The following is a 25,994-nucleotide window of genomic DNA, read 5'->3' on the forward strand; positions in this document are numbered from 1 at the left end:
CTATCAGGCCGCCCTTGTATTGTCTCTCATGTCTCAACTGCTATTTCGTCATCACACGGCCTAACAACAGGTAACACCTATGTGGACCAAGATTGCTCATAATGCCCGCGTACTAAGCGCATTACAGCAGTGTATTGTGCTAGCCGTTGTTGCTGTTGCTTTCTATGTGCTGATCAGTAATGCCAGTGCAAATCTTGATGCTTTAGGCATCACCTCGGGATTCGGTTTTCTTCAAGAACGGGCTGGCTATGCGATCAGCTTTCAACTGATTGACTATAGCCCGGATGATACCTATTTGCGTGCTTACGCAGTTGGGCTTCTCAACACATTATTTGTCTCAGTATTGAGTATTGTTTTCGCGACGATTATTGGTGTCTTCCTTGGCGTATGCCGTGTTTCTGAAAACTGGTTGCTGGGGCGTCTTAGTCATCTAGCAGTTGAATTCCTTAGAAACGTGCCACTCATTGTGCATTTGATTTGGTGGTACGGACTTATGCTGGCCCTCCCTAATGTCCGCCAAGCTATTTCTTTTCAGGATAGTGCCTTTCTTAGCAATCGCGGATTGACCGTTGCATGGGCATCCGATGGTTCGCTGGTCGGCTGGGGGATCGTGTCTATCATTGGAGGCGCCGCTCTCGGTTACGCACTGATTGCACGTCATCGAGCAGGTTTACAGTGGAAGGGGTTTGGCCCTCCAGTGTGGCCAGCGATATTGGCTGGTGCCATTGTAGTTCCGGTACTCGTATACATCTTTACTGGAAGTTCTTGGCAATGGGATGTGCCAGTTTCGCAAGGTTTTGGCTTTAAAGGTGGAGTCAACTTACCTCCGGAGCTGCTAGCACTTTGGTTAGCGCTCTCCTTTTATAGTGCCAGCTATATTGCCGAGATCGTGCGGGGCTCGATTCAGTCCGTTTCACGCGGCCAGTACGAAGCAGCCAGCGCCCTAGGCTTCTCTGAAATGCCTGCCATGCTGCGCCTGATCGTGCCCCAGGCAATTTACCCGATGGTTCCCCAAGTCACCAGCACTTACCTCAATATCATTAAGAATTCTTCTCTGGGCGTGGTTGTAGGCTACATGGAGTTAGTATCTGCCACGGGAGGTACAACACTTAACCAAACTGGTCAGGCGATCGAATGTATTGCCTTAGTGATGGCTACCTACTGCGCTATCAGCCTTATTACATCGCTGCTGATGAACATTTACAACTACCGCATCAGCCTGCGCACCCACGGTTAAGGAGCGATGATGACCGTATCAGCTACACAAAGTCATAGTGATGTACAAGCACCGCCTCGCCATCCTTTGGGGCATCAAGTGACTCGATGGATCAAGAAGCAACTTTTCCCTACTCCATTTCAGTCTTGTTTGAGCCTAGCCACGCTGGCGCTATTGGTATGGTTCATTCCGCTCGCACTGGATTGGTTGCTATTCTCCGCTACCTTCGTTGGCGACAGTAAGGCCGATTGTGTCGGTGATGGGGCCTGCTGGCTACCAGTGACACAACGTATCGAGCTGTTTGTCTATGGGTTTTATCCTGATACCGAAATCTGGCGCGTCAATATCGCATTCGGTCTAGCTGCGGCGATTTTACCTTTGCTGTATATCAAACAAATTGATCATCGTTGTGTGTTGGGATACCTAATCGTTCTTCCGTTTTTGATGTGGTGGCTTCTAAAGGGCGGGGTTGGCCTGCCCGAGGTCTCTTCGACGAAGTTTGCAGGGATTCTGGTGACCGTATTTCTTGGCGTAATCGGCATGCTATTCGCGCTACCGATGGGGATTCTACTCGCCCTTGGTCGACGCTCTCAGAAGCCAGCGATCAAACTACTTTCAGTCCTTTATATCGAGCTCGTGCGCTCTGTACCGGTCATCACTCTGCTGTTTATGGCGTCGCTGATGATCCAGCTGCTATTTCCCGAGGGGATGACCATCGACATTTTCCTCCGCGTGCTGATCGTGTTGATCATGTTCACTGCGGCCTATATGGCAGAAACCATTCGTGGCGGCCTGCAGGGTATGCCAAGTGGGCAATATGAAGCCGCAAAAGCCCTAGGGTTCTCCTATTGGAAAACGATGGGGCTGATCATCCTGCCGCAGGTCTTACGTAACACCATACCTCCACTGCTTACCCAGTTCATTGGCCTCTTTAAAGAGACCACCCTCGTGGTGGTGGTCGGCGTGCTTGATGTCGTCGGTATCGCGATGAGTACCACAGCAGCTCCTGAATGGCTCGGACTCGAGCATGAGGTCTATCTCTTCCTTGCCTTATTCTTTTTTACGATCTGCTTCACATTGTCTCGCTACGCGCGACATTTGGAAAAACAAATGGAAAAGAGTCGCTCATGAGTACTGCATCCCAATTCAGTGGCACAGTATCTGCTAACCACGACACTACTGCGATCAACATCGACAACCTCAACAAGTGGTATGGAGACTTTCACGCGCTAAAAAACATTTCTCTCGAGGTAACCAGTGGCGAGCGTATTGTGGTTTGTGGACCTTCGGGATCTGGAAAATCAACGCTGATCCGCTGCCTCAATCAGTTGGAACGGCATCAGCAAGGGACACTGACCGTGTTAGGAGAAACGCTGGATGAAAACCGTAAGCGTCTGCAACGGATCCGCCGCAACGTCGGGATGTGTTTTCAGCATTTCAATCTTTTTCCTCACTTGAGTGTACTCAAGAATTGTACGCTGCCTCAAACAGCAAACTTGGGGGTGTCCCAGACGGAAGCGATTGAGTATGCGCTGTCTCTTCTGGACCGTGTTCAGATGCGAGAGCACGCCAATAAATACCCTGGCCAACTTTCAGGTGGCCAGCAGCAGCGTATCGCTATAGCTCGAGCATTGTGTATGCGGCCAAAAATAATGCTCTTTGACGAACCTACTTCGGCACTAGATCCCGAAATGATTGCTGAAGTACTGGAGGTAATGGTGGATCTTGCCAATGATGGCATGACCATGCTGTGCGTCACTCATGAAATGGGGTTCGCGCGGCGCGTCGCCGACCGTGTTGTCTTTATGGATCAGGGCGAAATCGTTGAAGAAGCTCCACCGCAGCAGTTCTTTGATACCCCTCAGTCAGCCCGTACCAAGCGATTCCTGACACAGATTCTCGACCATGGAGTAACTGCTGCATGAATAAGCCCCCTATCGCCATTGCGATTCACGGTGGCGCCGGTGTGCTAACCCCCGGCTTGTTGTCGCCTCAGGATGAGGACGCGATTCATGAGGCCTTGCGCCAAGCTATTGATGCTGGCCATCGGATACTGGCAGCAGGTGGCACCAGTCTGGATGCAGTTGAGGCCTGTGTCGTGTCGCTAGAAGAGTGTTCCTGGTTCAACGCAGGCAAAGGTGCTGTGTTCACTGCAGACGGCATTCATGAAATGGATGCTGCTATAATGAACGGAGCTGATCGGAGCGCAGGTGCCATTGCAGGTGCTCATTATGTCCGTAATCCGATCCGTGGAGCTCGTGCTGTTATGGAGCACAGTGATCATGTCATGTTGGCTGGAGAAGGCGCCGATCGTTTCTTGCGTGAGCAGAATCAGCCTCAAGTAGCCAATGATTGGTTTGATACCGAGCTACGCCGTCGTCAATGGCAGGGCAACCGCTCTAGCTCAACAGCCCCCAGTCTCGAACCAAGCCACGCTGATCATCATATTGAAGAAACTGCGGTAAATGATAACTCGGGACATAAATTTGGCACCGTAGGGGCTGTTGCTCTTGATAGCCATGGTCATGTCGCAGCCGCCACCTCGACCGGCGGCATCACTAATAAACGTTACTCACGTATAGGCGATACGCCGATTATTGGCGCGGGCACTTGGGCAGACGACCGTAGTGCAGCGATATCGGCGACAGGGCACGGTGAATACTTCATGCGTGCTGTAGTAGGGCATGACATAGCTGCCCGCATGCGTTTTGCTGGCCGCGATCTTCATAGGGCCTGTGACGAAGTCGTCCATCAGGAGCTAAAAACGCTAGGAGGACAGGGTGGCGTTATCGCCGTGTCACCAAATGGAAAAACCCAGTTGAGCTTCAATACACCTGGCATGTATCGGGCGTGGCGGGATGATTACGGTAGGCTTCACACTGCGATTTATGCAGAAGACGACCGATTGCATGATTAATCAGGTACGAAGGAAAAAAGATAATGGGAAGCCAATGTCTTCCCATTATGGTTCCTATAACCTGGGACTCAATCAATAAGTGAAGCACCTGCGGTGTTCGGTACTCAGTCCTTTGCACAGCAACGGTGGACACTGGTTTAAAAGATTATCCGAGCTGCAAAAGCCTCTGGGCTGATCATCCCGATTGCACTATGCCGGCGCTGCTTGTTGTAGTCGATTTCCTCTCCTTCGGTGGTTTGTCATGCAGTTATACTTTGCTTTAAGAAATCCTAGTTAGCTATCCACACGCTTATAATTTACCTATTGAATCAGGCGTGTTCTTTAATAGCCTTTTCCAGAGCCTTCAATCTTCCTTGCTCCAGCGCGGCTTGCACCGCTGTAATTCGAATCACATTGGCAAGCTCTGGATGTGTCAGGCGAGTGACCAAAACGCCTTCGGCGAGCAGCTGCTGATGCACCTCGGCAGCGAGGTCGGCGCTGGGTAGGCGAATGCCGATAAAGTTGGTGGCGCTGGGGAGTACGTCGGCACCGAGGGCGTGAAAGTGCTCCGCCAACTGCTCTCGGCGGGCTTTTACATCAGCAACGTGCTGGTGCACTTCCTCAGGATGATCAAGCACCACTTCCGCAGCGGCCAGGGTCAATGACGATACCGCGTAGTGAATACGTACTTTCATCATCATCGCCAGTACTTCAGGGGCGGCGATGGCGTAGCCAATGCGTAGGCCCGCCAGACCGTGAGCCTTGGATAGCGTGCGTAGGCGAATCACTCCCTGTATTGCTTTAGCAGCGAACTCGCTACCTGCGTCATCGCGGAAATCCCCATAGGCTTCGTCCAACAACAGCCAGCAAGTATCGGGCAGCGCATCGCGCAGCTTGAGGATGTCGCTGTCGCTGTGTAAGTGGCCGCTGGGGTTATCCGGGTTGGCCAGATACACCAGCCGCGCGCTTTCCTGATGCGCCGCTGCGATAAGGGCTTCCAGATCGGGAGCCAGCACGCCGGGCGCCTCAAAATAGCTGGGCTCAACCAAGCGGCAGCCCTGGCCTTTGGCAAAATAGCCCAAGGTGGGGTAGGTGCCTGCAGTGCTCACCACGGTTTCACCCGGTTCGCAGGTGGTGCGCAGGGCCAGGGCGATTAAACTGTCGGCCCCGGCATCTACCAGCATCGTTGCCAGCGCAATACCTTGCTGTGCACTCAAGCGCTGGCGCACGCCCAGCGCTTCGGAATCGCCGTAGCAGTAAACGTGTTCGGCCAGCGCATCGCCAAAGTGATCGCGCAGGGCGCGGTGAGGCATATCCAGGCCTTCGTTAGAGCCCAGCCGATGAGGAATTTCACGACCAAGTCGACGCTCAAGCACCTTAATGCCCGGAAACGGATTAACAGGGCCTTCACTCAGTAGGTGGTTAGGGTAACGGGGCGTGCTTTGAGAAGGCATAACGATTCCTAAAAACGTTTTCAAATCAGTATTAATGATTAACGTAGCGCGTTTATTTAAAGTACTTTACCGCGATTCAATAGATTAAGTGGGTCTAGCGCCTGCTTAAGCGTCTGCATCAGCTCGATCTCGGCGCTAGAGCGGCAGGTGCTTAGCCAGGGGCGCTTCTCCAGGCCAATGCCGTGTTCCGCGGAGACTGAACCGCCAAGTGCTGCCAGCGGCTGGTAAACCATGGCTTCCACTTCACGGCGTACTTTGATCTCAGCGCTCCCCACGCTAACGGAAATATGCAAATTGCCATCGCCGAGATGACCAAATACCACCAGTTTCGCCTCTGCCCACCGCTGGGTTAGCTGGGCTTCCAAAGCATCGGTGTAGCGCTGCATATCGGCAATCGGCAGGCTAACATCGAAGGTGAGCACCGGCGCGAGGCCTTTGACCAACCCCTCAATATCTTCACGAATGGCCCATAGCCCATCGCGCTGGGTAGTCGACTGCGCAATCACCGCATCGACAATCAGCTCGCTCTCTAACGCACTTTCTAATGCTTCGCTGAACTGAGTGGCATTGCGCTCGGCGTCGCTGCCCAGTGAATCAATGATCACATAAAACGGGTGCTCGGTGACAATAGGCGGGGTGTGGCGGCCCAGGATTTCAGTGAGCAACCGGTAGTGGTTTTGCCACATCACCTCAAAAGCGCCGAGGCTGCCGCCAAGCGCTTTACCCATATGGCTGAGCAGACCAGTGAGTGCCTCAAACGAAGGGCAGGCCACCATCGCCGTTTGCTCGCTGGGGGTGGGTGGCTGTAGCCGCAGCACAGCCCGAGTCACAATGCCCAGAGTGCCTTCGCTGCCGATAAACAGCTGCTTTAAATCGAAACCGGCGTTATTTTTCAGCATGCGGTTCATGGAACTGACCACCCGGCCATCCGCCATCACTGCTTCCAGGCCGAGCACCTGCTGGCGCATCATGCCGTAGCGGATCACCCGCACTCCCCCGGCGTTGGTAGCGATATTGCCGCCAATCGTACAGCTACCCCGTGCGCCCAGATCCAGCGGAAATTGCAGCCCTACCTCTTTAGCGGCTTCCTGAACCCGTTGCAGTGGTGTCCCGGCCTGAACACTAAGCGTACCGCCTACCTGGTCTATCTCTTCAATCGCGGTCATCCGCTCTAGCGATATCACCAGCTCATCTGGGCTCGCCTCAGCGCCGTGTACCAAGCCTGTTAGGCCACCGTGGGTCACCACCGGCTGCTGCACCTGATGGCAAGCGCGCATCACCGCGGCGACTTGTTCGGTATCCGCCGGGCGTACAATAGCGCCTGCCTGGCAGGGCGCGCCGGTCATCCAGTCCACGCGGCGGCTATGCACATCGTCGCCGGTCAACACATGGGCAGAGCCCACAATAGCGCGCAGCGTCTCCAGGGTTATTTGCATGGGTGTTCCTTAACTCGTTTTGTACATATTGAACCTGCGTTTGAAAACCTACACTGCTTCCGCTACGGGCGCTTCGCGGCCAGGAATTGCTTTGAGCAGATCCTGGGTATACGCCTCACGTGGGGCGAGGAAAATCTGCTCCGCACTGCCTTGCTCAACAATTCTCCCATGCTGCATGACCACAATGCGGTCACAAATATGCGCAGCGACGCGCAGATCGTGGGTGATAAACAGCAGTGAAAGTGAAAGCCGCTGTTTTAGCTCCTCCAGAAGCTCCAAAACCTGGGCCTGAATCGACACATCCAGCGCCGAGACGGCTTCGTCCGCCACAATCAGTTCGGGGTTTAGCGCCAGCGCCCTGGCAATACCAATGCGCTGGCGCTGGCCGCCGGAAAATTCGTGGGGAAAGCGCTCCACAGCACTAGCGCCCAAGCCCACCATATCCAACAGCTCGCCCGCCTGTTTAAGCGCCGCAGCTTTGGGTGTGCCGTTGGCGATCGGCCCCTGGGCGATGGCCATGCCCACTTTGGTGCGCGGGTTGAGCGAAGCGTAAGGGTCTTGAAAAATCATCTGAACCCTATGGCGCTCACGGCGCAGCGCATCGCCTTTTAGCTGGGAAAGGTTGACGCCATCCAGCAGCAGCTCGCCGCTGTCGGGGTGCTCCAGGCGAACGACACAGCGCCCGAGGGTGGACTTGCCCGAACCAGATTCACCGACGATGCCGACAGTTTCGCCCCGGGCTAAGGTAAGCGATATGTCTTTAAGAGCATGCACTTCCCGGGCCGGTTTAAACAGTCCGCCCCGGGAGCGAAACACCTTATTGAGCTGTTTGATCTCCAGCAGCGGCGCCACTTGGCTGGTCTCGCGATGAGGCGGAACCGCATTGCTGGGAATCGCTGCAATCAGCGCTTGGGTATAGGCGTCCTGGGGGTTCTCCAGCACCGCTTTCGCTTCGCCCAGCTCAACAATCTTACCGTGGCGCATCACACAGACCCGGTTGGCGATCTCCGCCACCACGCCAAAATCGTGGGTGATAAACATCACCGACATGCCGCGGCGCTGCTGAAGATCGCGAATCAGCTCCAGAATCTGCGCCTGGGTCGTCACATCCAGCGCAGTGGTGGGCTCATCGGCAATCAGCAGAATGGGTTCCAGGGCGAGTGCCATGGCGATCATGACCCGCTGGCGCTGGCCGCCGGAAAGCTCAAACGGGTAGGCCCGAATGGCCTTCTCCGGCTGTGGAATGCCCACTTCGATCAGCAGTTCCAGCGCCCGAGCCTGTCGCTCCTTAGGTGTGAATTGGCCGTGGGCCTCAAACACTTCGGCAATTTGCGCGCCGACCCGCATCAGCGGGTTGAGGGCGGTCATCGGCTCTTGAAAGATCATGCCAATTTTTAGGCCACGCAGGGCGCGGTGCTGCTTCTCCGTTAGGGCGAGCAAGTTCTGCCCTTCAAACAGTATCTCGCCCTGGGTGGCGTTTACGCCCTTGGGCAGCAGCCCCATCACAGCGTTGGCGGCCATCGATTTACCAGAGCCAGACTCACCCACCACACACATGATCTCCCCGCGCTTCACCTCGTAGCTAACGTCCTCCACCGCCAGGGCGCGATCCGCCCCTTTTGGGAGCGCAATGTTTAGAGCGCGAATGCTGAGGACGGTGTCAGCCGATTGATTCTCTGTAATAGGCATATAAGGTCCTTAGCGCTCGCGTGATAGTTTGGGGTTCAAGGCGTCATCTAACCCTTCGCCGACGAGATTTAACGCCAGCACAGTGAGCAGAATCGCCACCCCCGGGAAGAAGCTCAGCCACCACGCCTGGCGAATCACCGTGCGCGCGGCGCCAATCATATAGCCCCAGGACATCACGTTTGGGTCGCCCAGGCCGAGAAATGACAGCGCCGACTCCAGCAAAATCGCCGTGGCCACCATCAGGGAGGCCAGCACGATAATCGGCGACAGCGTATTGGGCAGAATTTGGCGCAGAATAATCGTGGTGTTGGACTGGCCGACCAAGCGCGCGGCCTCGACATACTCGCGGTTGCGCAGCGACATAAATTCGGCGCGCACCAAACGCGCCACCGGTGGCCAACTGACAATCGCAATCGCCAGCACAATCGAGGTGATGCTGGGCTGCATAATCGCCACCAGCACTATCGCCAGCGCGAAGTTGGGGATGGTCTGGAAAAACTCGGTGAAGCGCATCAATACGTCGTCAATAATGCCGCCGTAGTAGCCAGCGATTGCCCCCAATGGAACGCCGATTAGTAGCGCTACGCTGGTGGATACCAGCCCGATTAATAGCGATACCCAGGCGCCATGCATTAAGCCAGATGCCACATTGCGGCCCATGGTATCGGTGCCCAGGGGAAAGCCATCCTGTGAGAGCGGCGGTAAAAAGGGCCGCTGCACCATGCGCCAGGGCGATTCAGGAAACAGCAGCGGCGCCAGTATCGCCATGGCGATAATCACCAGCAGGATAATCAGCCCTACCAGGGCGCCACGGTTTTGCGCGAAGCGTGCGAAAAAGCTCATGCGGCCCCCTTCTTGATGCGTGGATCAGCCAGGCTGTACACCAAATCGGTAATGATATTGAAGACGATGACCAAGGCCGCCGAGAAGAAGAAAATGCCCAGCAGCAGGTTGTAATCGCGCTGCTGCAAAGCTTCGAACATCAGCCGCCCGATGCCGGGCCAGGCAAAGACGGTCTCGGTCAGGATCGCGCCGCCAACCATCTGCCCCGCCTGCAGGCCCGCTAACGTGATGATCGGCAGCAGGGCGTTACGCAATACATGGCGCCGCTGAATAATGCTGGGCTTCAAGCCTTTGGCGCGGGCGGTTTTGACGTAATCTTGCTGAGCGGCATCCAACATCGAAGTGCGCGTCATGCGGGTGTAAATCGCCATAAAGAACAGCGCTAATGTCGTCGCTGGAAGGACTAGGTGTTGGGCAACATCAATCACCAGAGCAAACCCCGTGTGGCCGGCCCCCACGGTATAAAGGCCGTAGGCGGGCAGCCAGCCGAGGTAAACCGAAAACACCACCACCGACATCAGCGCGACCCAGAACAGCGGGGTGGCGTAGAACACCAGCGCCAGCGCCATAATCAGCGAGCCGGAAGGCTTCTTGACCCGCGCCGCGGCCATGGAACCCGCCACAATGCCCAGCACCAGGGAAAGCACGAAGGCAGTGCCGGTAAGCAGCAGGGTGGCGGGCAAGCGATCCATAATCAGATCAAATACTGGAACGCCCAACCGGTAGGAGTAACCAAAATCGAGCATGGCGATGCCGGAAACGTAATGCCACAGCTGCACGTACATCGGCTGGTCGAGCCCGAAGCGTTCGCGCAGTTGATTGAGAAATTCTTGGTCAGCGGCGCCTGCTTCGCCAGCCAGAATGGCAGCCGGGTCGCCGGGAGCCAGTTGAATCAGCAGGAAATTAAAAATAACGATTAAAAACAGTACAATAACGGCCTTGAAAAGCCGCATAAGAATTAGCCGAGCGTATACCATAAATAGTTTCCTGACTCAGACCTTCAAGAAATAGCTGAAACACCCAGGCAGCTCTCGCTACCTGGGTGGAGTCTCGGACTTAGCGGTCTAGCCAAGCATCCTTAAAGCCGTCGTTAACACCCACGCCGGAGGTGACCAGGTTCTGCACATCGCAGCGATAGAGTGTTGGGAAGCCCAGCTCCATCAGCCAGCCAACAGGGACATCTTCGTGAAGGATTTCCTGTACTTCGCGGTAAAGTTTTTCGCGCTCTTCGTCAGGGTATGCCGTGGCGGCCTCGTTGAACAGCTCGTCAACACGCTCGTTTTCGTAACCTTCCACATTATTCCAAGGCGAGCCCTTGGCAATGTTGTCGGAAAGGTAGGTGCGTGAAATGCCCAGTGCCGGGTCGCCGTATTGGTAGAGATAGGTAAAGGCGAGGTCATAATCCCAATCGCCCAGGCGCTGGTTCCAGCCGCCCACGTCGGTGGCTTGGGTTTCAACGTTAATACCCACTTCGCGCAGGTTCTGCTGCACGGCTTCCGCCCAGCGCGTCCAGGTTTCGCCGTAGGGCAGCGGCAGAATGGTGATCTCTTCGCCGTCGTAGCCCATTTCATCCAGCAGTTCCCGAGCGCGGTCTGGATCGTGGTCGTAGGGTTCCAGGTCTTCATTCTGGAAACGCGCATTAGAGCCAAAGGCGGAGAGTGGCACATTGCCCAGGCCATTCCACAGCACATCTTTGGCGAACTCGCGATCCATGGCGTACATCACCGCCTGGCGGAAGCGTTTATCCGCCGTTGGGCCTTCGCGGTTGTTCATCCACAGCATGGCAAAGGGGCTGAAGTACTCGTGGCCCTCTTCGGTCATGCAGACGTTATCCATCTCGGCCAGACGGGGAATATCGAAGTTCTCGACGGTGCCGCTGGGCAGCACGTCAATGGTCTCGTTCTCGAAGGCTACTGCACGGGAAGCGCCGTCAGGAATGATGTGCCAGTTCACGCCATCCAGGTAGGGCAGGCCGTCTTCGTAGTAGTCGTCATTTTTGACCAGCTCAATCACCGTGCCGCGCTCCCAGTTGGAGAACTTGAATGGGCCGGTGCCTATCGGGTGGTCGTTGTGCTCGTTATTGCGGAAATCAGTGCCCGCGTAAAGGTGCTCCGGCACCATGGTGAAGGTGCCCGCTTCAAAGGAGAGCAGGAACGGGCCAAAAGGCTGCTTCAGGGTAAATACGACGGTGTGGTCATCGGTGGCTTCGATGCTCTCCACATGCTGGAGCACGGCGCGGGCGCTTGGGTTTAGCTCGCGGTGGAAGACATCGGCGGAGAACACCACGTCCTCGGCGGTGAAGGGTTCGCCATCGTGCCAGGTAACGTCTTCGCGCAGGTGGAAGGTGTAGGTGCGGCCATCGTCACTTACGTCCCAAGACTCCGCCAACTGGGGCATCGGTTCTAAATCGGTGGTGTAGCGCAGCAGGCCTTCGTAGATATTGCCCGCCACGGTTCGCGTGGGGGCGTTTTGAACCATACCCAGCACCAGCCCGGGCGGCTCGGGCTGGATGATAGTGTTTACCGTTCCTCCCGTTTTTGGGTCATCGGCCAGGGCGGCGGAAGTAAAAGCGAATGCTGCAGCGGAAATAGCCAAAGCTAAAGGTTTTTTCATGTTTCCTGCTCCTCGGTTATTAGTACGTAAAGGTTACGTAGTCGTTAGGCGAGCGAGGCGTGTCAGACCCTGTTGTGATGTTTGTTGGGGATCTGTTTTAAAACTAGCATTTTTAGAATCCGGCACTTTAAAACCAGCCTTTTTTGAAAATAGCAGCATGCGGTAAAACTGTCGACAGTCGGCAATCGTTCGTCGACAAGTAAGCATTTTTCGTCATACTGGAAAGAACATGTCATACCCATGAGTGAATGCGATGGCCTTACCAACGGCGGCTCCCAGGGCTTTTATCCAGCAGCAAAACCTGGTCGAGCAAGTTGCTGACTATTTGACCCAAGCTATTATTCAGCAACACTTTTTACCCGGTGAACGGCTTTCTGAAGTGCAGCTTTCCCGGGACTTGGGTGTTAGCCGCGCGCCGGTTCGCGAGGCCGCTCGTTTGCTGGAAAGCCGGGGGTTATTGATCTCAAAACCCCGCCGTGGCTTCTTTGTTCGCGCGTTGAATGCCGTTGAACTCGAAGATGTGTTTGATCTGCGGCTGTGTCTTGAACGCCATGCCATCCACCGTTTGGTGGAGCGCTATACGCCTGAGGCCAAGCGCGCACTGGAATTGCAGGTAGAGGTGCTGTGCGAAGCGGCCACGGGTAACGATGGCACCCGACGCATCGAGGAAGATTTGCAGTTCCACCGCCTGATGCTGCACTACGCGGGCAATGAGCGGCTGCTGCGCGCCTTTGATGATCTGACCCATGAGCTGCGCCTGTGCATCACTCTAATCACCAAGACCCATGAAGCCCCTGACACCATCGCCACCAGCCACTTCAAATTGCTCGACGCGCTGGATAGCGGCAGCCCTGCCGCTTGCCGCGAGGCGATTGACTACCATATTGGCGTGGCCCGCGATTTCGTGGTCAAGGGGGTGGGCGAAACCGGAGATAGTTCTGATGGAGATAGTGCCAATGAAGACGTTCTTTCACGCTGATCAATCGCTTCATCGGCCGCAAACCTACTTCTCCCGGGGCAAAATGCGCACGCCCCAGGAAGTGCCTGATCGCGCCACGCACCTGTTGGCAGCCGCCAAGCAGCTAGGGTTTGATATTCACGCTCCCGGTGATTATGGCGTGGCGCCGCTAAGGGCGGTACATTCGCTGGCCTACCTGCGTTTTCTGGCAAGCGCCCATCAGCGTTGGCATGGCCTTGAAGAGGACTGGGGTGAAGAGGTGATCTCCAACATCTTCGTGCGTTCACCCAACGCCCTGCGTGGAATCCTGGCGGAAGCCGCCCGCTACCTGGCCGATGGCAGCGCACCGGTGGGGCAATATACCTGGCAGTCGGCATACTGGTCAGCGCAAAGCGCGGTGGCCGGTGCCGAGGCCCTGCTGGCCGGAGATCGGTTTGCCTATGCGCTATCGCGCCCGCCGGGCCACCACGCGGGCATCGACTCCGCCGGAGGCTTCTGTTTTCTCAACAATGCCGCCATTGCTGCCCAGCATCTTAAAACGCGCTACCCGCGCATCGTGGTGTTAGACCCTGATATGCATCATGGCCAGGGCATTCAGGAAATTTTCTACCAGCGCGACGATGTGCTGTATATCTCGATTCACGGCGATACCACCAACTTCTACCCGGCGGTGACGGGCTTCGAAGATGAGCGCGGGCAGGGTGATGGGCTGGGCTATAACATCAACCTGCCGATGCCCCATAACTCAGAAGAGTCAGTATTTTTTGACCGCCTGCAGCAAGCCTGCCAAGCCATTCGCCTGTTTGAGCCTGACGCCATTGTGCTGGCGCTGGGGTTCGATATCTACGAACTCGACCCGCAGGCCAAAGTCGCCGTTTCAACCGCGGGGTTTGGTGAGCTTGGCCGCAAGGTAGCGGGCCTGAACGTGCCCACGCTGGTGGTACAGGAAGGCGGTTACTACCTGGAAGGGCTGGAAGCCAATGCAGTGAGTTTTTTTGAGGGGTTGCTGGGTAAGGCGTAATGAGTAAGACAAGCCATCAAGGTGTCTGGCAAAATGGCTACCTTCAGCGATCAGCAAAACGATCCGGATCGTCATTGAAATAGTCATCGAAAGGACACGGCATGGCCCACCTGCTACGCATCGTGATGATTCACGGCCACCTGGAAGGGGTGGTAGAACTGAGTGTGGACGGCCACACCAATATTTGCGGCACCAACGCCTCCGGTAAAACCACGCTACAGCGGCTGGTGCCGGTGTTTTATGGCGAGCTACCCAATAAGGTGGTGCCCAAAACCCGCATGAAGTTTGATGCGTTCTACTTGCCCAACCGCAACAGCTACCTGGTGTACGAATACCGCCGCGAAGCGGGCAACATCTGCCAGGCGGTGCTGACCCGCAAGGCCGAGGGCGGGGTGGAATACCGCTTTGTCGGCGCGCCCTACCAGCCGGAAGACTATCTGGTGGAAAGCGACGCGGGCGTGGCGGCGCTGGACTACACCCAGTGGGCCAGCGGCCTGCGACGAAATGGTACGCCGGTGTCGCCTAAGCTGGGCGCTACCTCTGAATTCCGCTCAGTAATCCAGAACGACTTTACTCAACTGCACGGCAACAGCCGCGACGGCCTCAAGCTGCGCCAGATCGCGTCGCAGTTCAGCCTTGTGAAACCCGAGCGACGCATCCGCCATATCGAAAAGCTGGTTTCTGCGGTGCATGCCAAAGAGGGCAAGATGGACACCCTCAAAACCATGCTAGCGGCGATTTTCGAAGAGGATGGTGTTGAACTGCCGGTGACCCGGATTCGTAACACCAAGGCGCGGGAGTGGATCGCCCAGATGCGCCAATCCATGCGCCTGGAACCGCTGCAGGCCTCTCTCGCCCGGCTCGCCGGTATCGATCGTGAACTCGCCGACCTGGATGCCACGCTCTGGCAACTGAAACCCCAGTTGGAAGACGACCGCCAGCAAGCAGAGCGCCGCATGGCCGATGTGGATGCCGAGCTTGCCCGCCACCAGCGCGAATTCCAGCAGCGGGAGAGCGACTATAGTGAGGCGCGGGATAAGCTGAACGACCGCCACAGCGAAGTGGTCAGCGATTTGCAGCAGACCCAGCGCCGCCTCAACGACCTGCAAACCCAGTACGAGCAATACGCCGATGCGGACATGCCCGCCCTGGAGCGTGACATCAATGCGCTGCCCCAGTGGCGGGAGCAGCGCGACCAGCTGCAAAAGCACCTGAACGTGATGCAGGACGCGGTCAAAGAGAGCCAGGCGCGCCTGGACGGGCGGCTGCGCGAGCTTTCCGAAGCATTGGCCCGCCAGACCCGTGAATCCCAGGAACTGATCGACGCCCTGGTCGAAGAGAAAGCCTTGCGCCGGGAGCAGCAGTGGGAATCCGAACAGCAGCTCAACGAGCGCTACCAGCAGGAGCGCCAACGCCTGGAGGGCGAGTACCAGGCGCAGTTGGAACTCGGTGTCGAGCAGCTAGCCGAACTCAAAGCGCAGCTCTCGCTCTCGACCCAGACCGCCGAAGAGGCATCCGAAGCGGAGCTTGCCCAGGCGCGCCTGGATCAGGCTCAGCAGGAGCGCAACGCATCGGCCGCTACCCTGGATGGCCTGCGCCGGGAGTTTGAAAGCCGCAAACGTGAGCGCGACAGTGCCGAACAGCAGCTGGTGCAACTTCGCCAGCAGTTGGAGCGCGCCGAGCAGCGCTGCTTTGCGCTCTATCAGCAGCGCGACCCGGAGCAGGGCAGCCTGCGCCACTTCCTGCGCTACCACCGCCCCGGCTGGGAGCAGCAGCTTGGCAAGGTGATTGCGCCGGAGCTGCTGGAGCGGCGTGACCTCGCCCCACAGCTGGCGGAAGGCGCAAGCGATGACTTGTTCGGGCTGGCGCTGGATCTCTCCGCCATTGCCCTGCCCGATTACGCCCAGGACGAAGCCAGCCTGCTGGCCGCCATCGAAGAAGCCGATAGCGCCAAACGCCGGGTGCAGTCAGAGAGCCAGGCCGCCGAGAAAGCGCTCAAACAGCATAACGAGCGGGTGCAGCAGGCCGATGAAGCCCAGGATCAGGGCCGCATGGCCCACAAGCGCGCCGAGCAGGAAGTCGAGTTTGCGATAGAGGCCCGCCGCCAGCAGCAAGAGCGCCACACCAAGCGCCAACAGGAGCGTCGCGCTGCCCATCAGGCAGCGTTAGCCAGCCAGGAGCAGGCGCAAAAAGAGCTGCGCGAAGAGAAGCAGCAGGCGCTTGCGGCACTTAGCGAGACCCATCAAAGCCAGCTATTGGAGCTCAAGGCCGACGGCCAGAGCCAGGTGGATAGCCTGGATGCCCAACTGCGCCAGTATAAGCAGCAGTTGAGCGACGCCAATGCCGAACACAAGCGCCAGCGTGCGGAACTGGAAGAGGCCTTTAGCCAGGAGCTGGCCGAGCAGGGCGTTGACCCCGCCAAACTCAAAGATACCAAGCAGCGCCTGGCGAGCCAGGACGAGCGCATCCGCATCACCGCCGCCCGTCAGGATGAACTCACCGAGTACACCCGCTTTATGCGCGTGGAGTGGGGCCAGCACAAACCACAGCTGGTCGCCCAGGAGGCCGAGCTGGAGCAGGCGGAACAGAAGCTGCAGCGTGATAAAGAGCATCTGAAAAACGACTTCCAGGCGGCGCGCAAAGCGCACCAAAGCACGGTCAGCACGCTGAAAACCCAGCGGGAGAGCGAATACGCCTGCCTGGAAGCCTTAAAGCCGCTACTCACCCAATTGGAAGCCTTGGCCATCGAGCCCGACGGCCAAGCCCCCAGCCCGCCCCTGGGCGATGTGGACGAGCGCATCGAACGCGCCCGCCAGGCGTTGGGCAATCGCCACCAGCAAATCGAGCAGTTGCGCCGTGGCTGTCTGGAGGTGGAAAGCCAACTGATCAAGGACGCCAGCAGCGGCTTTGCCGAAGCGCTGGAGAGCGAACGCAGCAAACTGCAGAGCGACAACCCGCGCCTACAACTGCCGCTACTGCGCGACATGCTCAAACTGCTGGAAGATCAACAGCAGCAGCTGATTCAGGAAGGGCGCAACCTAAGCGACGACCTGGATAAGTTCTTCACCGTGTTCCGCGATTTGAACCGGCGCATCAGCGCCCAGAGCCGCCGGCTCTCCGAGGAGGTCGCCGATGACCTGCGCCTGGAGGGCATCACCAAGGCCGAAGTGCGCATCCAGTCCACTATCGATGAACTGGGCTTCTGGGAGCCGCTGAAGCTGTTCGCCCAGCGCTACAAAGAGTGGCGGGAATCCGGCCAGACGCTACCCAGCGACGACTACCTCAACGCCCTGGCGGACGTGGTCGATTTGCTGCGCAGCGACCAGCAGTACAGCTTTGAGAGCCTGCTGCGCCTGGAGCTGCACCTGAACGAAGGCGGCACCGATCTGGTGATCAAAAACGACCGCCAACTATTGGAATCGTCCAGCCACGGCATGGCGTATTTGATTCTGTGCAAGTTCCTGCTGGCGTTTACCCGCCTGCTGCGCGGCGACGCCGAGATCGCCATCCACTGGCCCATTGATGAGATCGGCACCCTGGCCTATCACAACGTCGAAAAACTGTTCGACGCCTGCGACAGCAACCGCATTCATATCGTCGGCGCCTTCCCCAATCCAGAATCCGACGTACTGCTGCTGTTCGCTAACCGCTACCTGATCGACCGCGATGAGGCCAACCCCAATAAGCGGGTGTTAAAACGCATCGAGCCGCGGCTAAGCCGCCTGGCCGAGCGGCTCCAGGAACGTCAGCAGGAGGTGACAGCATGATCGAACACGGCCCACTGCTTGAACGCCTGCTGGCGGGGGAGTTTATCTGCCCGATCAGCGATGAGAGCGGCTATCGTCATTTAAGTAGCGAAGAGACCCGGGAGGCGATCGATACCTACCTGCGACCGCTAAACCGCCGTTTGGCCAGCAACGAAGAGGGTAGCGTCTACTTTCTGGCTTGGCGTCAGCTCAACGACAGCGCCCGGGATCAGCTCTCGCGGCAGTTGGGTGAGACACTTAATAGCCTGCTGCCGCTGTTGGAGTGGCTGCAACTGGTTCAGGAAGCGTTAGGTCGCGATACCCTGGCCGCCCCTGGCGACGTGCTCAAGCCCGCCGAGTTCAGCGCCAAGTGTGAAGATAACCAAAGCCTGCGCGAGCGCCTGGAGCGCTTGGCCACCGACAGCTTTTTCGGCTCCCAAAGTGACCAGTTAGATGCCCAGGTAAAGCAGGTCTTCAAGCGCCTGAAAGAGCACGGCTATTTGCTCCAGCCCCACTCAGAGCGGCAGGTGTTTGTAGTCACCGGCAAGATCGACTACCTGGTGGACTTGGTGCGCTTTATCCGCGATGAAGAGAACCTGCCCATCGACGCCGATAAAGAGGAGGGCTCCGGCGCCCAGGAGGCGCTGTTGTGAGTATGAGCGTGAACAGCAGTGGGAATGAGCTGGAAAGCCGCCTGCTGAAAACCGGCAGCGAACGGCTGGCGCTGTTGGGCAAGCATTCTGAAGCGCTAATGCAGGCCTACACCCGTGATGAAGTGCCGCTGGAATCGCTTAGCGATAGCGCGCTGCGCAAGCTGCTGGCGGCGCGCATTCTATGGCGGCCGGATGAGCAGAGTGGCGTGAAGCTGGCGCCCAAAGTGCGAGAACTGATCGCCGAAATGCTCGCCGATGAGACCCGCCGCCACGTGAACGCCGACGTAGCGGAAACCCTGGAGCTGATTCGCGCCCTGGTTCACAGCTACCGGGAAGCGCGCAGCCGCGGCGAGCACTGGCGGCTAGAGCAGCAGCTAATGCGCCTGCGCCAGGAGGTTGATGACCTGAACGGGCGCTTCGCCGATGCCATCGACAGCCTTTGGCAGCGGCTGAATAGCGATTTCGGCTTCGTCAGCCAGCTCAACGACAAGATCCGCGAAAACGACCGCGCCCAGAAGCAGATCGCTAGACTGCTGGATGGACTGGCGCTGATCGATTTCGACGAGCTGATCGAGCTGGTTGGCAGCGACGGCAGCCTGCGCAAGCTGTTGATCAGCCAGCTTCAACAGCAGTTAAGTAACCACTACACCGGCCTGCGCGAAGTGCAGCGGCGCCTGATCGAACTAATGGCGCGCTTTCGCAAGCAACAAGCGCGCAGCCGACTGATGAGCGGCATGGCCGCCTTTATGCGCGAACACCCCGGCTTTGTGCCCGGCAACTACGCCCGCCGCAGCGACGTGCCCACGCTGGTCAATCAAGCCGCCCCGCTAAGCGCCGCCGCCGCCCCGGCGCTGGATCGCAACCTGGATAGCCAGGTGCTCGCCGAACTGCTCCATCAGCTCCCCCAGCCGCGCCACACTACGCAAACGGTAGAAGCCGCAGCGCCTGCTCAAGCGCAGGAGAGCAGCCTGGCCGCCGCCCGCCAGCAGGCGCTCAAGCAGGATGTAGAGCACTTCTATTTAAGCGTGATCGATCAGCCCCAGGCGGAGCCGGTCAGCGCCCTTGAGTACCTGCACGCAAGCCCGCTGGAATGGCCGGATGAAATATGGCTCTTCCAGGTGATTTCCGAATACCAGGGCCTGCCACGCAGCGACCAGCGAGCGTTTAAGCTCAAACAGCAGGAGAGCCAGGCCAGCCAATTCAACCACCTGCGCCTAATCCACGACGTTGAGCTGCAGCTAGCCGTATGAACCTACCCGGTCGCGCCCGCAATGGGCTAAACGGTGTCGCCCGCGAACTTCTCCGCCAGCCCGCGGTGGAGAAACCGCGCCGCCAGTGGGTAGACGACGTGGTGGCCTGGTGCCATCAACACGACATAGACCTGGCCACGCGAATCAACGGTAAAACGCTGCGCTTTGACGCCGCCCTGCTGGCGCAAATTGATGATGTGTTAGAGAGCGCCCGAATAGCTCCGCTAGGCCGCTCACTCAGCGGCCTGACCAGCACCGCCCAGGCAAAAGAGGGCGTAGAAGAAGACAAGGCTACCCGCCAAAGCCCCCGTGCGCGGCGAGTACTCGTCAGCTTTCCGCCGCAGCCAATAGCAGGGCTTGCCAACGAACCACGCGCTATTCGCGATGTGGATGTTCTGGGGTTAAAGCTGAGCTCGTTTAGCGCTCTGGTGCAGGTCGAAAACCTGGACAGCTTTTATGAGTTTTCGCCAGATATTTCAGCGCTAAGCGGCTACGTAAACCCGCTGATCGTCTACCGTGGAGACAGCCACTACGGCGGTGGTTTTGCGCAATTGCTCAGTGCCTGGAACAAAACCCGACGACCACATATTTACGCCGGGGATTTTGATGTAAAAGGCGTGACGCTAGCGCTGGACAGCAACGCCACTCACTTACTCCTGCCCACTATCGAATGGCTCTCCCAAAACGCTACGCCATTGCATGTGCCTGCTGAGCAGTTTCCTTATCAGCGTAGGCTACGCAAACACCTTGCTGCGCTGTCATCCGCTCATCCATTGCGGGAGCACCTGATGCTGCTGCTTGAAAAGCAGAATGGGCTAAAGCAGCAATGGTTTGGTGGGGAGGTGGTTTGTGTGGTGCTTAGCTAGGAGCAACCGTGTTTGGACTGCATGCGTTTGGTCATAAAGCCATATGCAGCGCTTTAGCCATCAAAGCAGCTCTCCCAAGCTTTATCTTAGGGCAATCAAGTGTGCATGGCCTGACGCAATGACGTTCACCTTTTTGATATGGACGGGCAGCGTAATCAAGCTAGGCAAGTTCGATTACTTGATCACGTTATTAAATGCCGATGATTACGGGAAGCTGGCTGAACTTGGCCACCTGAAAATGCCTGCGTAAAAATAGGGAGCGGTAACTGACATAGCCGTTAGTAACAACGCTATTCATGTGTCCCTAGTTCATGCGATAATCTACACCTTCAAGCTTCAAGCTTCAAGAAGATAAGTCTGTAGGGGGGGAAGGGATATGAGCTAAAGGCTATAACTACATAAATTCAAAAAGCAGTATATAAAGTAGACTTGAATTTTATTTTTTAATAGTTTTCTCCTCACCTTGTAAATGTGAGTTTTTATGATTGGTATTTAATTCCACTGCTGAATTTTAATAGATTTTTGGCTTTCAATTGTTCTTACTACTGTGAATTTTAATGTCAAAATTTAAACCAAAGGTTATTGATCTTTTTTCTGGTGTTGGAGGGCTAAGCCTAGGTGCTGCTCGTGCAGGTTTTGATGTTCATTTAGCAGTTGAAAATGATATTCATGCTATTAAGAGCCATGCGATAAATTTCCCAAATTCACGCCATTGGAATAAAGATATTTCTAAAGTTGGAGGGGTGGATTTGCTAAATGAAGCAAGTCTTAAAGGTGTAGAAGGTATTATAGGCGGCCCCCCTTGTCAGGGGTTTAGTACAATGGGTAGGAGGAATGTTAAAGATCCTAGAAATGCTCTTTATTTACATTTTTACCAGCTTGTTCTTGATGTGCTACCATCTTTTTTTATTGCTGAAAATGTTCCGGGAATTCTTGCAGAAAATAATAAAGGTATATTGGATGAAGCAATGTCTATTGTTTCAGGAAAATATGATTTAATAGGCCCTTTTAAATTGAGTGCATCTGAATTGGGTGCTCCTACTACACGGACAAGAGTTTTTGTAGTAGGAGTTCGTGCGCCATATAGCAGTGAAAAAATCAAAAATAGAATTAGTAACCTAGTGAGCTACGATAAAATCTTTGTAAAGGATGCTTTGGTTGGGTTGCCCGAGGTAGTTGATCATAATTGGCGGCATGCAAACTTTAATCATTGGAAAGAAATAATTAAAATAGAAAGCGAACGCGATTTTTATAAAAAGCTCTATTTTGATGTGCCTAAAGGAATAGGTGATGAAGAAGCCCTGAGGCGTTTGTATTCTTTTAGCGAAGTATCCGGTTGTGTTGGTACTGTACACAGAACAGAAGTGGCTCAAAGATATGGCCTACTAAAGTCCGGAGAAATGGATCGGGTATCTAAATCAGTGAGACTCGATCCAAATGGTTTTTGTCCAACTTTAAGAGCAGGTACTGCAAGCGATAAAGGAAGCTATCAAGCAGTAAGGCCTATCCACCCATTTCAGTCTCGAGTAATAACCCCTCGTGAAGCAGCTCGACTACAGGGATTCCCAGATTGGTTTCAGTTTCATGAGACCAAATGGCACAGTTTTAGACAAATCGGTAATAGTGTTAGTCCTATTGTCAGTGAAAGTCTTCTCAAAGCTATTATTAATTCGGCATGAGCTACACCATGACTCGTGAAAAATGAGGAAGATGTCTATAGAGCTTGCTATAACTATCTATTATTTCTTTAGGATTTGATTTTTTTTGAAACAGGAAATGCAGCACTTCCGCTATTTTTTCTGGTTCGATAGAGTGTATTTTTTGATCCAGGAAAAGTCTTTCCCTAATAGAAAGCTCAGGTAGTAATATCATTGTGGGAGAGTGCCAATTGCAGTTCGCAATCTCCCATTTTTGCAGCACATTATTTTTGAAGTTCTCTTTATCTTCTTTCTTTAAAATTATAGTCGTTAATGTAAGCATCATATGCTCACTGTCTCTATATATAAAAGAGCTACATGGCTGACAGTATAGGTTTGAGTCTTTGGTAGCCATGTTGGCGCTTTTTTGCAAGCAGCGTAGAAGTGTGTTGGGTAATTCCTTTTCAGTTATATCCTTTTCTGAGACTCCAGATGGTAAGAATCTTCCCATACGGCTTTTTAGAGTATGCAGACGTTTTTTGTTTTTATCATCTGTCGTCGCTCTACGAATTTCATTTGTTAATTTATCTTTAACTGTTTCTGGGTTCCCTAAAGTTCTTGGGTTGGCATTAAGTGTTATTTTTACAACATCCATAGGCTTAAGCTTTTCAATGAGCTGACCAAATTCATCAACTTGCTCAAAGGTTTGGCTGGGGTTTGCATAATCTAGCCAAAAAATATAAGGAGTTTCATCGTTTATACTACCTTCAATAAATGCACTGCTGTCTTTTTGTTCGCAATGAATAAAGCCAAACGGTTGGTTAAAAGCTTGCCTAGCGAAGACATCCTCATCATTCTCTATCGAGATCATTTTAGTTAGCCCTAGCGTACCATGGATCCATTTAAAATCTTCCATGTATGGGCCGCCAAAACTAACATATGTATAGTCTTTGATTGAAGCTATGCCATTAATGTTTTGAAGAAAATCAATAAAAGCATTTCGATCAATAGCTTTATTTTGTCTCAGATGGTAAGGGACAGTTCCGCCGCTCATTATGTATACTCCTTAAGCACCCTTTCAAAACATAATTTTCCTATTTCAGATGCAGGAGCTTCAGGGTCTTCAAATAAAAATTCACCCAGTAACTTTATTTCATTAATATCTTTTGTGTATTTTATTACTCTAACTTTGTTTTTTATATCTGGAGTAGGTAGTGTCGGTAGGAAGCGGTTCTGTTCGACTTTTGAAGTTGAGTTGAATTTATTTTGTGGTTGGCCAAACTTATTACTTTCTTCTGCTTTTATTTGCTCAATTATTTTTTTGGCGGATAGCTTTTCTGAATTTATATAATGCTGACGCTCCTCCTCGCGATGTGATTTCCAATTATTTGTATAACTAATCAGTATTTTCATTCCTTCTCTCATGAATCTTTTTATATATAAATATATATCAGAGTTTGCATCCAAGCCTCGTTTGGTAGTAGTTAAAGGCAGTTGCTCGGCTTTAGTGCTCTTGAACTCTAAAATGCCGCTAATTGTAATAAATTGACTATGATATTGAGGTATGTCAGCATCTCCCCAACCGGTCATTCTTGATTTGTCATTAAGCAATACCACTCTTTCATTGCATATGACAGTCCAGCCAGCATCTTCTTTTTTATAGCGGACACGTTTTTCTTTTTCTTCGTCTTCTTCTGATATCATCGGATCTCTAAATCCTATTACCATTGAAACAGATATATCATCTATGATTGCTTCATATATATATGGCTTGATGCTTTCGCTAAGAGCAAAAGATATAGTTTTAGGTGCTATCGCGTAACCATTCACATTGAAACTGAATCCCTTTTGCATTATGTATGCAAAATGTGTGCTTATTTCTGTTATTAATTCTTCTTCAAATTCAGAGTCTTCAGCAAAGATTTGTTCTTTAACTTTTTTATGAAGTGATTTTATACTAATAGTTGTTCCGTTCTCGTCAAATATTTTTTTATCATGATCTTCGATATCAAAATGCCAGTCATTATTTTCAATCCAATCATCTGGTATCGTTACTGAAAAATAATCATTGTCAGTTTGAGTAGATACTTTTGCAGCATTACCAATTTTGAAAAAAGCACGCTTCATTCCAATGCCGTACATTCCTACAGTCGCTATGTCTGAATCCCGTTCAGCATTTTCTCTTCCCATTCTAAAAGCATAATTCTCTGCAATTTCTTTAGAGATGCCTCCACAATTATCTATAATACTAATTTCATCTTCAGATAGGTTAATATTGCAATAAAATCCATCGTAAGGCTTTTCTGCTATCTTGTCATCTTTTGTTTTCCGAAGAGCACCGTCAACACAGTTGTCTAAAAGATCTAGTAAGGCATCCTTTAATTCTATATCTCTTGTTAACATCGTTACGAAAAAAGATTTTGTTGGATGTGCGTTAGCAATTTTAGACATTTATTCTATCCGTTAATAGATTTTTAGTTTAATATTAAAGCTGTAAGATATAATGTTTATATACACATCTTGCCATAGTAGCAAAATTGTGACAAATAACTACTTATGCTTAAACGAATTTTGTTCACTGGCCTGCGGCTGAGCCATAGGCTTGGCGGGCGGGCGGGAAGCGTCAGGCGAGCTGCATTATAGCGGTCTAGGCGAGACTATACGCTTCATGAAGGCCGAAGTGACGTCAAAAGACCCAAGTAACCGATCTTATTGGAAGTCTATACGCTTACAGCCCATGTCCTGGGTTCTAGAGCGACCATGAACAAGCTATGAATCTACTGTTCCTAGGCACCTCCGCCGGTATGTACCCACTAAAACAAGAAACGTCTCCGGCCTCGCTTTGCGAGAGAGCAAAGGCAAAGGCTGGTACTTGATCGATTTCGGTGAGGGCACCCAGCATCAGGGCATGCACACGAAGCTATCGTTTCATTCGCTTAAAGCCATCTTTAGCGCCAGTTGGTATACGTTCGTAAAAGTGAGTGATGACAGGATCACCGTTATGGCAGTGATCACCCTCACACCGTGGGATCGGAAAAATCAATCATTATAAAACCTAGTTGTTGCTTGGTGCGCAACAGGCTATAGTTTCTTCATGATTAAGTCATTCCGTCACAAAGGACTGAAGCGGTTCTACGCTACTGGCAGCACCGCTGGCATACAGGTAGATCATGCCAAGAAGTTGCGTATGCAGTTGGCTGCTTTGGATACGGCTATTTCAGTGGAAGACATGGATATCCCCGGTTTTCGGCTTCATCCATTGAAGGGGAAAGACAAAGGGCGGTGGTCGATTTGGGTCAACGGAAATTGGCGCATGAGGTTCGAATTTCGGGATGGCAACGCCTACATTCTTGATTATGAGGATTATCACTGATGACAATGCATAACCCACCGCATCCCGGCGAATTTATCCGAGAGGTTTATCTAGAACCCTTTGGTATCAGTTCCCGTCAGCTTGCGTCCAGTTTGGGTGTTTCACCCTCCACCTTGTCACGGTTGCTCAAAGGGGATAGTGGCATTAGCCCCGAAATGTCGTTGCGCTTGTCGAAGGTTCTCGGACGTACCCCGGAGAGCTGGCTGGCAATGCAGGATATGTATGACCTATGGATGGCTCGCAGCACAATTAATTTGGACGACCTTCAGCCATTGGATTTTGAAGCCGCTTAACGATAGCTACTGTTGTCGTTGGCAACCCTGTCGTCAAAAAGCTGAGCAAC

General features: G+C 53.8%; 21 protein-coding genes and 1 pseudogene. 14 read left to right on the forward strand and 8 right to left on the reverse strand.

Annotated elements, in window-relative coordinates:
- Positions 1–79 precede the first annotated feature (79 nt).
- Genes ACT3UM_RS16935 through ACT3UM_RS16950 form a run of 4 tightly spaced genes read left to right on the forward strand, consistent with a single transcriptional unit; the run spans position 80 to position 4,133 of the window.
- Positions 80–1,237: an amino acid ABC transporter permease gene (locus ACT3UM_RS16935; protein WP_498900690.1), complete on the forward strand. Its 1,158-nt coding sequence runs from the start codon at positions 80–82 to the stop codon at positions 1,235–1,237.
- A gap of 9 nt (positions 1,238–1,246) precedes the next feature.
- The gene (locus ACT3UM_RS16940; RefSeq protein ID WP_498900692.1) at positions 1,247–2,347 is read left to right on the forward strand and encodes an amino acid ABC transporter permease; all 1,101 of its coding nucleotides are present in this window, start codon (positions 1,247–1,249) and stop codon (positions 2,345–2,347) included.
- Positions 2,344–3,141, forward strand: coding sequence for an amino acid ABC transporter ATP-binding protein (locus ACT3UM_RS16945; protein ID WP_498900694.1), 798 nt, complete (start codon positions 2,344–2,346; stop codon positions 3,139–3,141). Before ACT3UM_RS16940 ends, ACT3UM_RS16945 begins: the two co-directional genes overlap by 4 nt.
- On the forward strand, positions 3,138–4,133 hold the full coding sequence (locus ACT3UM_RS16950; RefSeq protein ID WP_498900696.1) for an isoaspartyl peptidase/L-asparaginase family protein: 996 nt from the start codon (positions 3,138–3,140) through the stop codon (positions 4,131–4,133). Before ACT3UM_RS16945 ends, ACT3UM_RS16950 begins: the two co-directional genes overlap by 4 nt.
- Positions 4,134–4,441: 308 nt before the next feature.
- Here ACT3UM_RS16950 and ACT3UM_RS16955 read toward each other — a convergent pair whose 3' ends face one another.
- From ACT3UM_RS16955 to ACT3UM_RS16980, 6 genes are all read right to left on the reverse strand, one after another.
- Positions 4,442–5,566, reverse strand: a complete 1,125-nt coding sequence (locus tag ACT3UM_RS16955; protein ID WP_498900698.1) for a pyridoxal phosphate-dependent aminotransferase — start codon at positions 5,564–5,566, stop codon at positions 4,442–4,444.
- A gap of 56 nt (positions 5,567–5,622) precedes the next feature.
- A complete protein-coding gene (locus ACT3UM_RS16960) occupies positions 5,623–7,002 on the reverse strand; it encodes an FAD-binding oxidoreductase (protein ID WP_498900700.1) in 1,380 nt (459 codons plus the stop codon).
- Positions 7,003–7,050: 48 nt separating this feature from the next.
- Positions 7,051–8,691, reverse strand: a complete 1,641-nt coding sequence (locus tag ACT3UM_RS16965) for an ABC transporter ATP-binding protein (protein WP_498900702.1) — start codon at positions 8,689–8,691, stop codon at positions 7,051–7,053.
- A 9-nt stretch (positions 8,692–8,700) separates the two neighbouring features.
- Complete coding sequence (locus ACT3UM_RS16970) at positions 8,701–9,534, reverse strand: ABC transporter permease (RefSeq protein WP_146876019.1); 834 nt, start codon at positions 9,532–9,534, stop codon at positions 8,701–8,703.
- Positions 9,531–10,511, reverse strand: a complete 981-nt coding sequence (locus tag ACT3UM_RS16975; protein WP_498900704.1) for an ABC transporter permease — start codon at positions 10,509–10,511, stop codon at positions 9,531–9,533. Before ACT3UM_RS16975 ends, ACT3UM_RS16970 begins: the two co-directional genes overlap by 4 nt.
- Before the next feature lie 79 nt (positions 10,512–10,590).
- Entirely contained in the window at positions 10,591–12,147 is a 1,557-nt protein-coding gene (locus tag ACT3UM_RS16980; RefSeq protein WP_498900706.1) for an ABC transporter substrate-binding protein, read from the reverse strand.
- Between the two features lie 253 nt (positions 12,148–12,400).
- Here ACT3UM_RS16980 and ACT3UM_RS16985 point away from each other — a divergent pair, with 253 nt between their 5' ends.
- From ACT3UM_RS16985 to ACT3UM_RS17015, 7 genes are all read left to right on the forward strand, one after another.
- Positions 12,401–13,126, forward strand: coding sequence for a GntR family transcriptional regulator (locus ACT3UM_RS16985; RefSeq protein ID WP_498900708.1), 726 nt, complete (start codon positions 12,401–12,403; stop codon positions 13,124–13,126).
- Complete coding sequence (locus ACT3UM_RS16990; RefSeq protein WP_498900710.1) at positions 13,104–14,126, forward strand: histone deacetylase family protein; 1,023 nt, start codon at positions 13,104–13,106, stop codon at positions 14,124–14,126. Before ACT3UM_RS16985 ends, ACT3UM_RS16990 begins: the two co-directional genes overlap by 23 nt.
- Before the next feature lie 101 nt (positions 14,127–14,227).
- On the forward strand, positions 14,228–17,893 hold the full coding sequence (locus tag ACT3UM_RS16995; protein WP_498900712.1) for an ATP-binding protein: 3,666 nt from the start codon (positions 14,228–14,230) through the stop codon (positions 17,891–17,893).
- Positions 17,890–18,525: a hypothetical protein gene (locus ACT3UM_RS17000; RefSeq protein WP_498900714.1), complete on the forward strand. Its 636-nt coding sequence runs from the start codon at positions 17,890–17,892 to the stop codon at positions 18,523–18,525. The genes ACT3UM_RS16995 and ACT3UM_RS17000 overlap by 4 nt, the downstream gene beginning before the upstream one ends.
- A gap of 2 nt (positions 18,526–18,527) precedes the next feature.
- The gene (locus tag ACT3UM_RS17005; protein ID WP_498900800.1) at positions 18,528–19,775 is read left to right on the forward strand and encodes a hypothetical protein; all 1,248 of its coding nucleotides are present in this window, start codon (positions 18,528–18,530) and stop codon (positions 19,773–19,775) included.
- Complete coding sequence (locus tag ACT3UM_RS17010) at positions 19,772–20,641, forward strand: DUF7281 domain-containing protein (RefSeq protein WP_498900716.1); 870 nt, start codon at positions 19,772–19,774, stop codon at positions 20,639–20,641. Before ACT3UM_RS17005 ends, ACT3UM_RS17010 begins: the two co-directional genes overlap by 4 nt.
- 557 nt (positions 20,642–21,198) lie before the next feature.
- Complete coding sequence (locus tag ACT3UM_RS17015) at positions 21,199–22,320, forward strand: DNA cytosine methyltransferase (RefSeq protein WP_498900718.1); 1,122 nt, start codon at positions 21,199–21,201, stop codon at positions 22,318–22,320.
- A gap of 1 nt (position 22,321) precedes the next feature.
- Here the strand turns inward: ACT3UM_RS17015 and ACT3UM_RS17020 are convergent, their stop codons facing one another.
- Both ACT3UM_RS17020 and ACT3UM_RS17025 read right to left on the reverse strand, forming a co-directional pair.
- On the reverse strand, positions 22,322–23,332 hold the full coding sequence (locus ACT3UM_RS17020) for an O-methyltransferase (RefSeq protein ID WP_498900720.1): 1,011 nt from the start codon (positions 23,330–23,332) through the stop codon (positions 22,322–22,324).
- Positions 23,332–24,729 carry an ATP-binding protein gene (locus ACT3UM_RS17025; protein ID WP_498900722.1) on the reverse strand — a complete coding sequence of 466 codons (1,398 nt, stop codon included), beginning with the start codon at positions 24,727–24,729 and terminating at the stop codon, positions 23,332–23,334. Before ACT3UM_RS17025 ends, ACT3UM_RS17020 begins: the two co-directional genes overlap by 1 nt.
- A 320-nt stretch (positions 24,730–25,049) precedes the next feature.
- On the opposite strand from ACT3UM_RS17025, the pseudogene ACT3UM_RS17030 reads away from it, so the two are divergent.
- From ACT3UM_RS17030 to ACT3UM_RS17040, 3 genes and pseudogenes are all read left to right on the forward strand, one after another.
- Positions 25,050–25,225 (forward strand): annotated as a pseudogene (locus tag ACT3UM_RS17030) (MBL fold metallo-hydrolase); the annotation flags it as partial.
- Positions 25,226–25,372: 147 nt separating this feature from the next.
- A complete protein-coding gene (locus ACT3UM_RS17035; RefSeq protein ID WP_498900724.1) occupies positions 25,373–25,651 on the forward strand; it encodes a type II toxin-antitoxin system RelE/ParE family toxin in 279 nt (92 codons plus the stop codon).
- A complete protein-coding gene (locus ACT3UM_RS17040; RefSeq protein WP_179916518.1) occupies positions 25,651–25,944 on the forward strand; it encodes a HigA family addiction module antitoxin in 294 nt (97 codons plus the stop codon). Before ACT3UM_RS17035 ends, ACT3UM_RS17040 begins: the two co-directional genes overlap by 1 nt.
- Positions 25,945–25,994: the final 50 nt, after the last annotated feature.

The organism is Halomonas sp. AOP13-D3-9, assembly GCF_052379125.1.
In the GTDB taxonomy this organism is placed as follows: Bacteria; Pseudomonadota; Gammaproteobacteria; order Pseudomonadales; family Halomonadaceae; genus Vreelandella.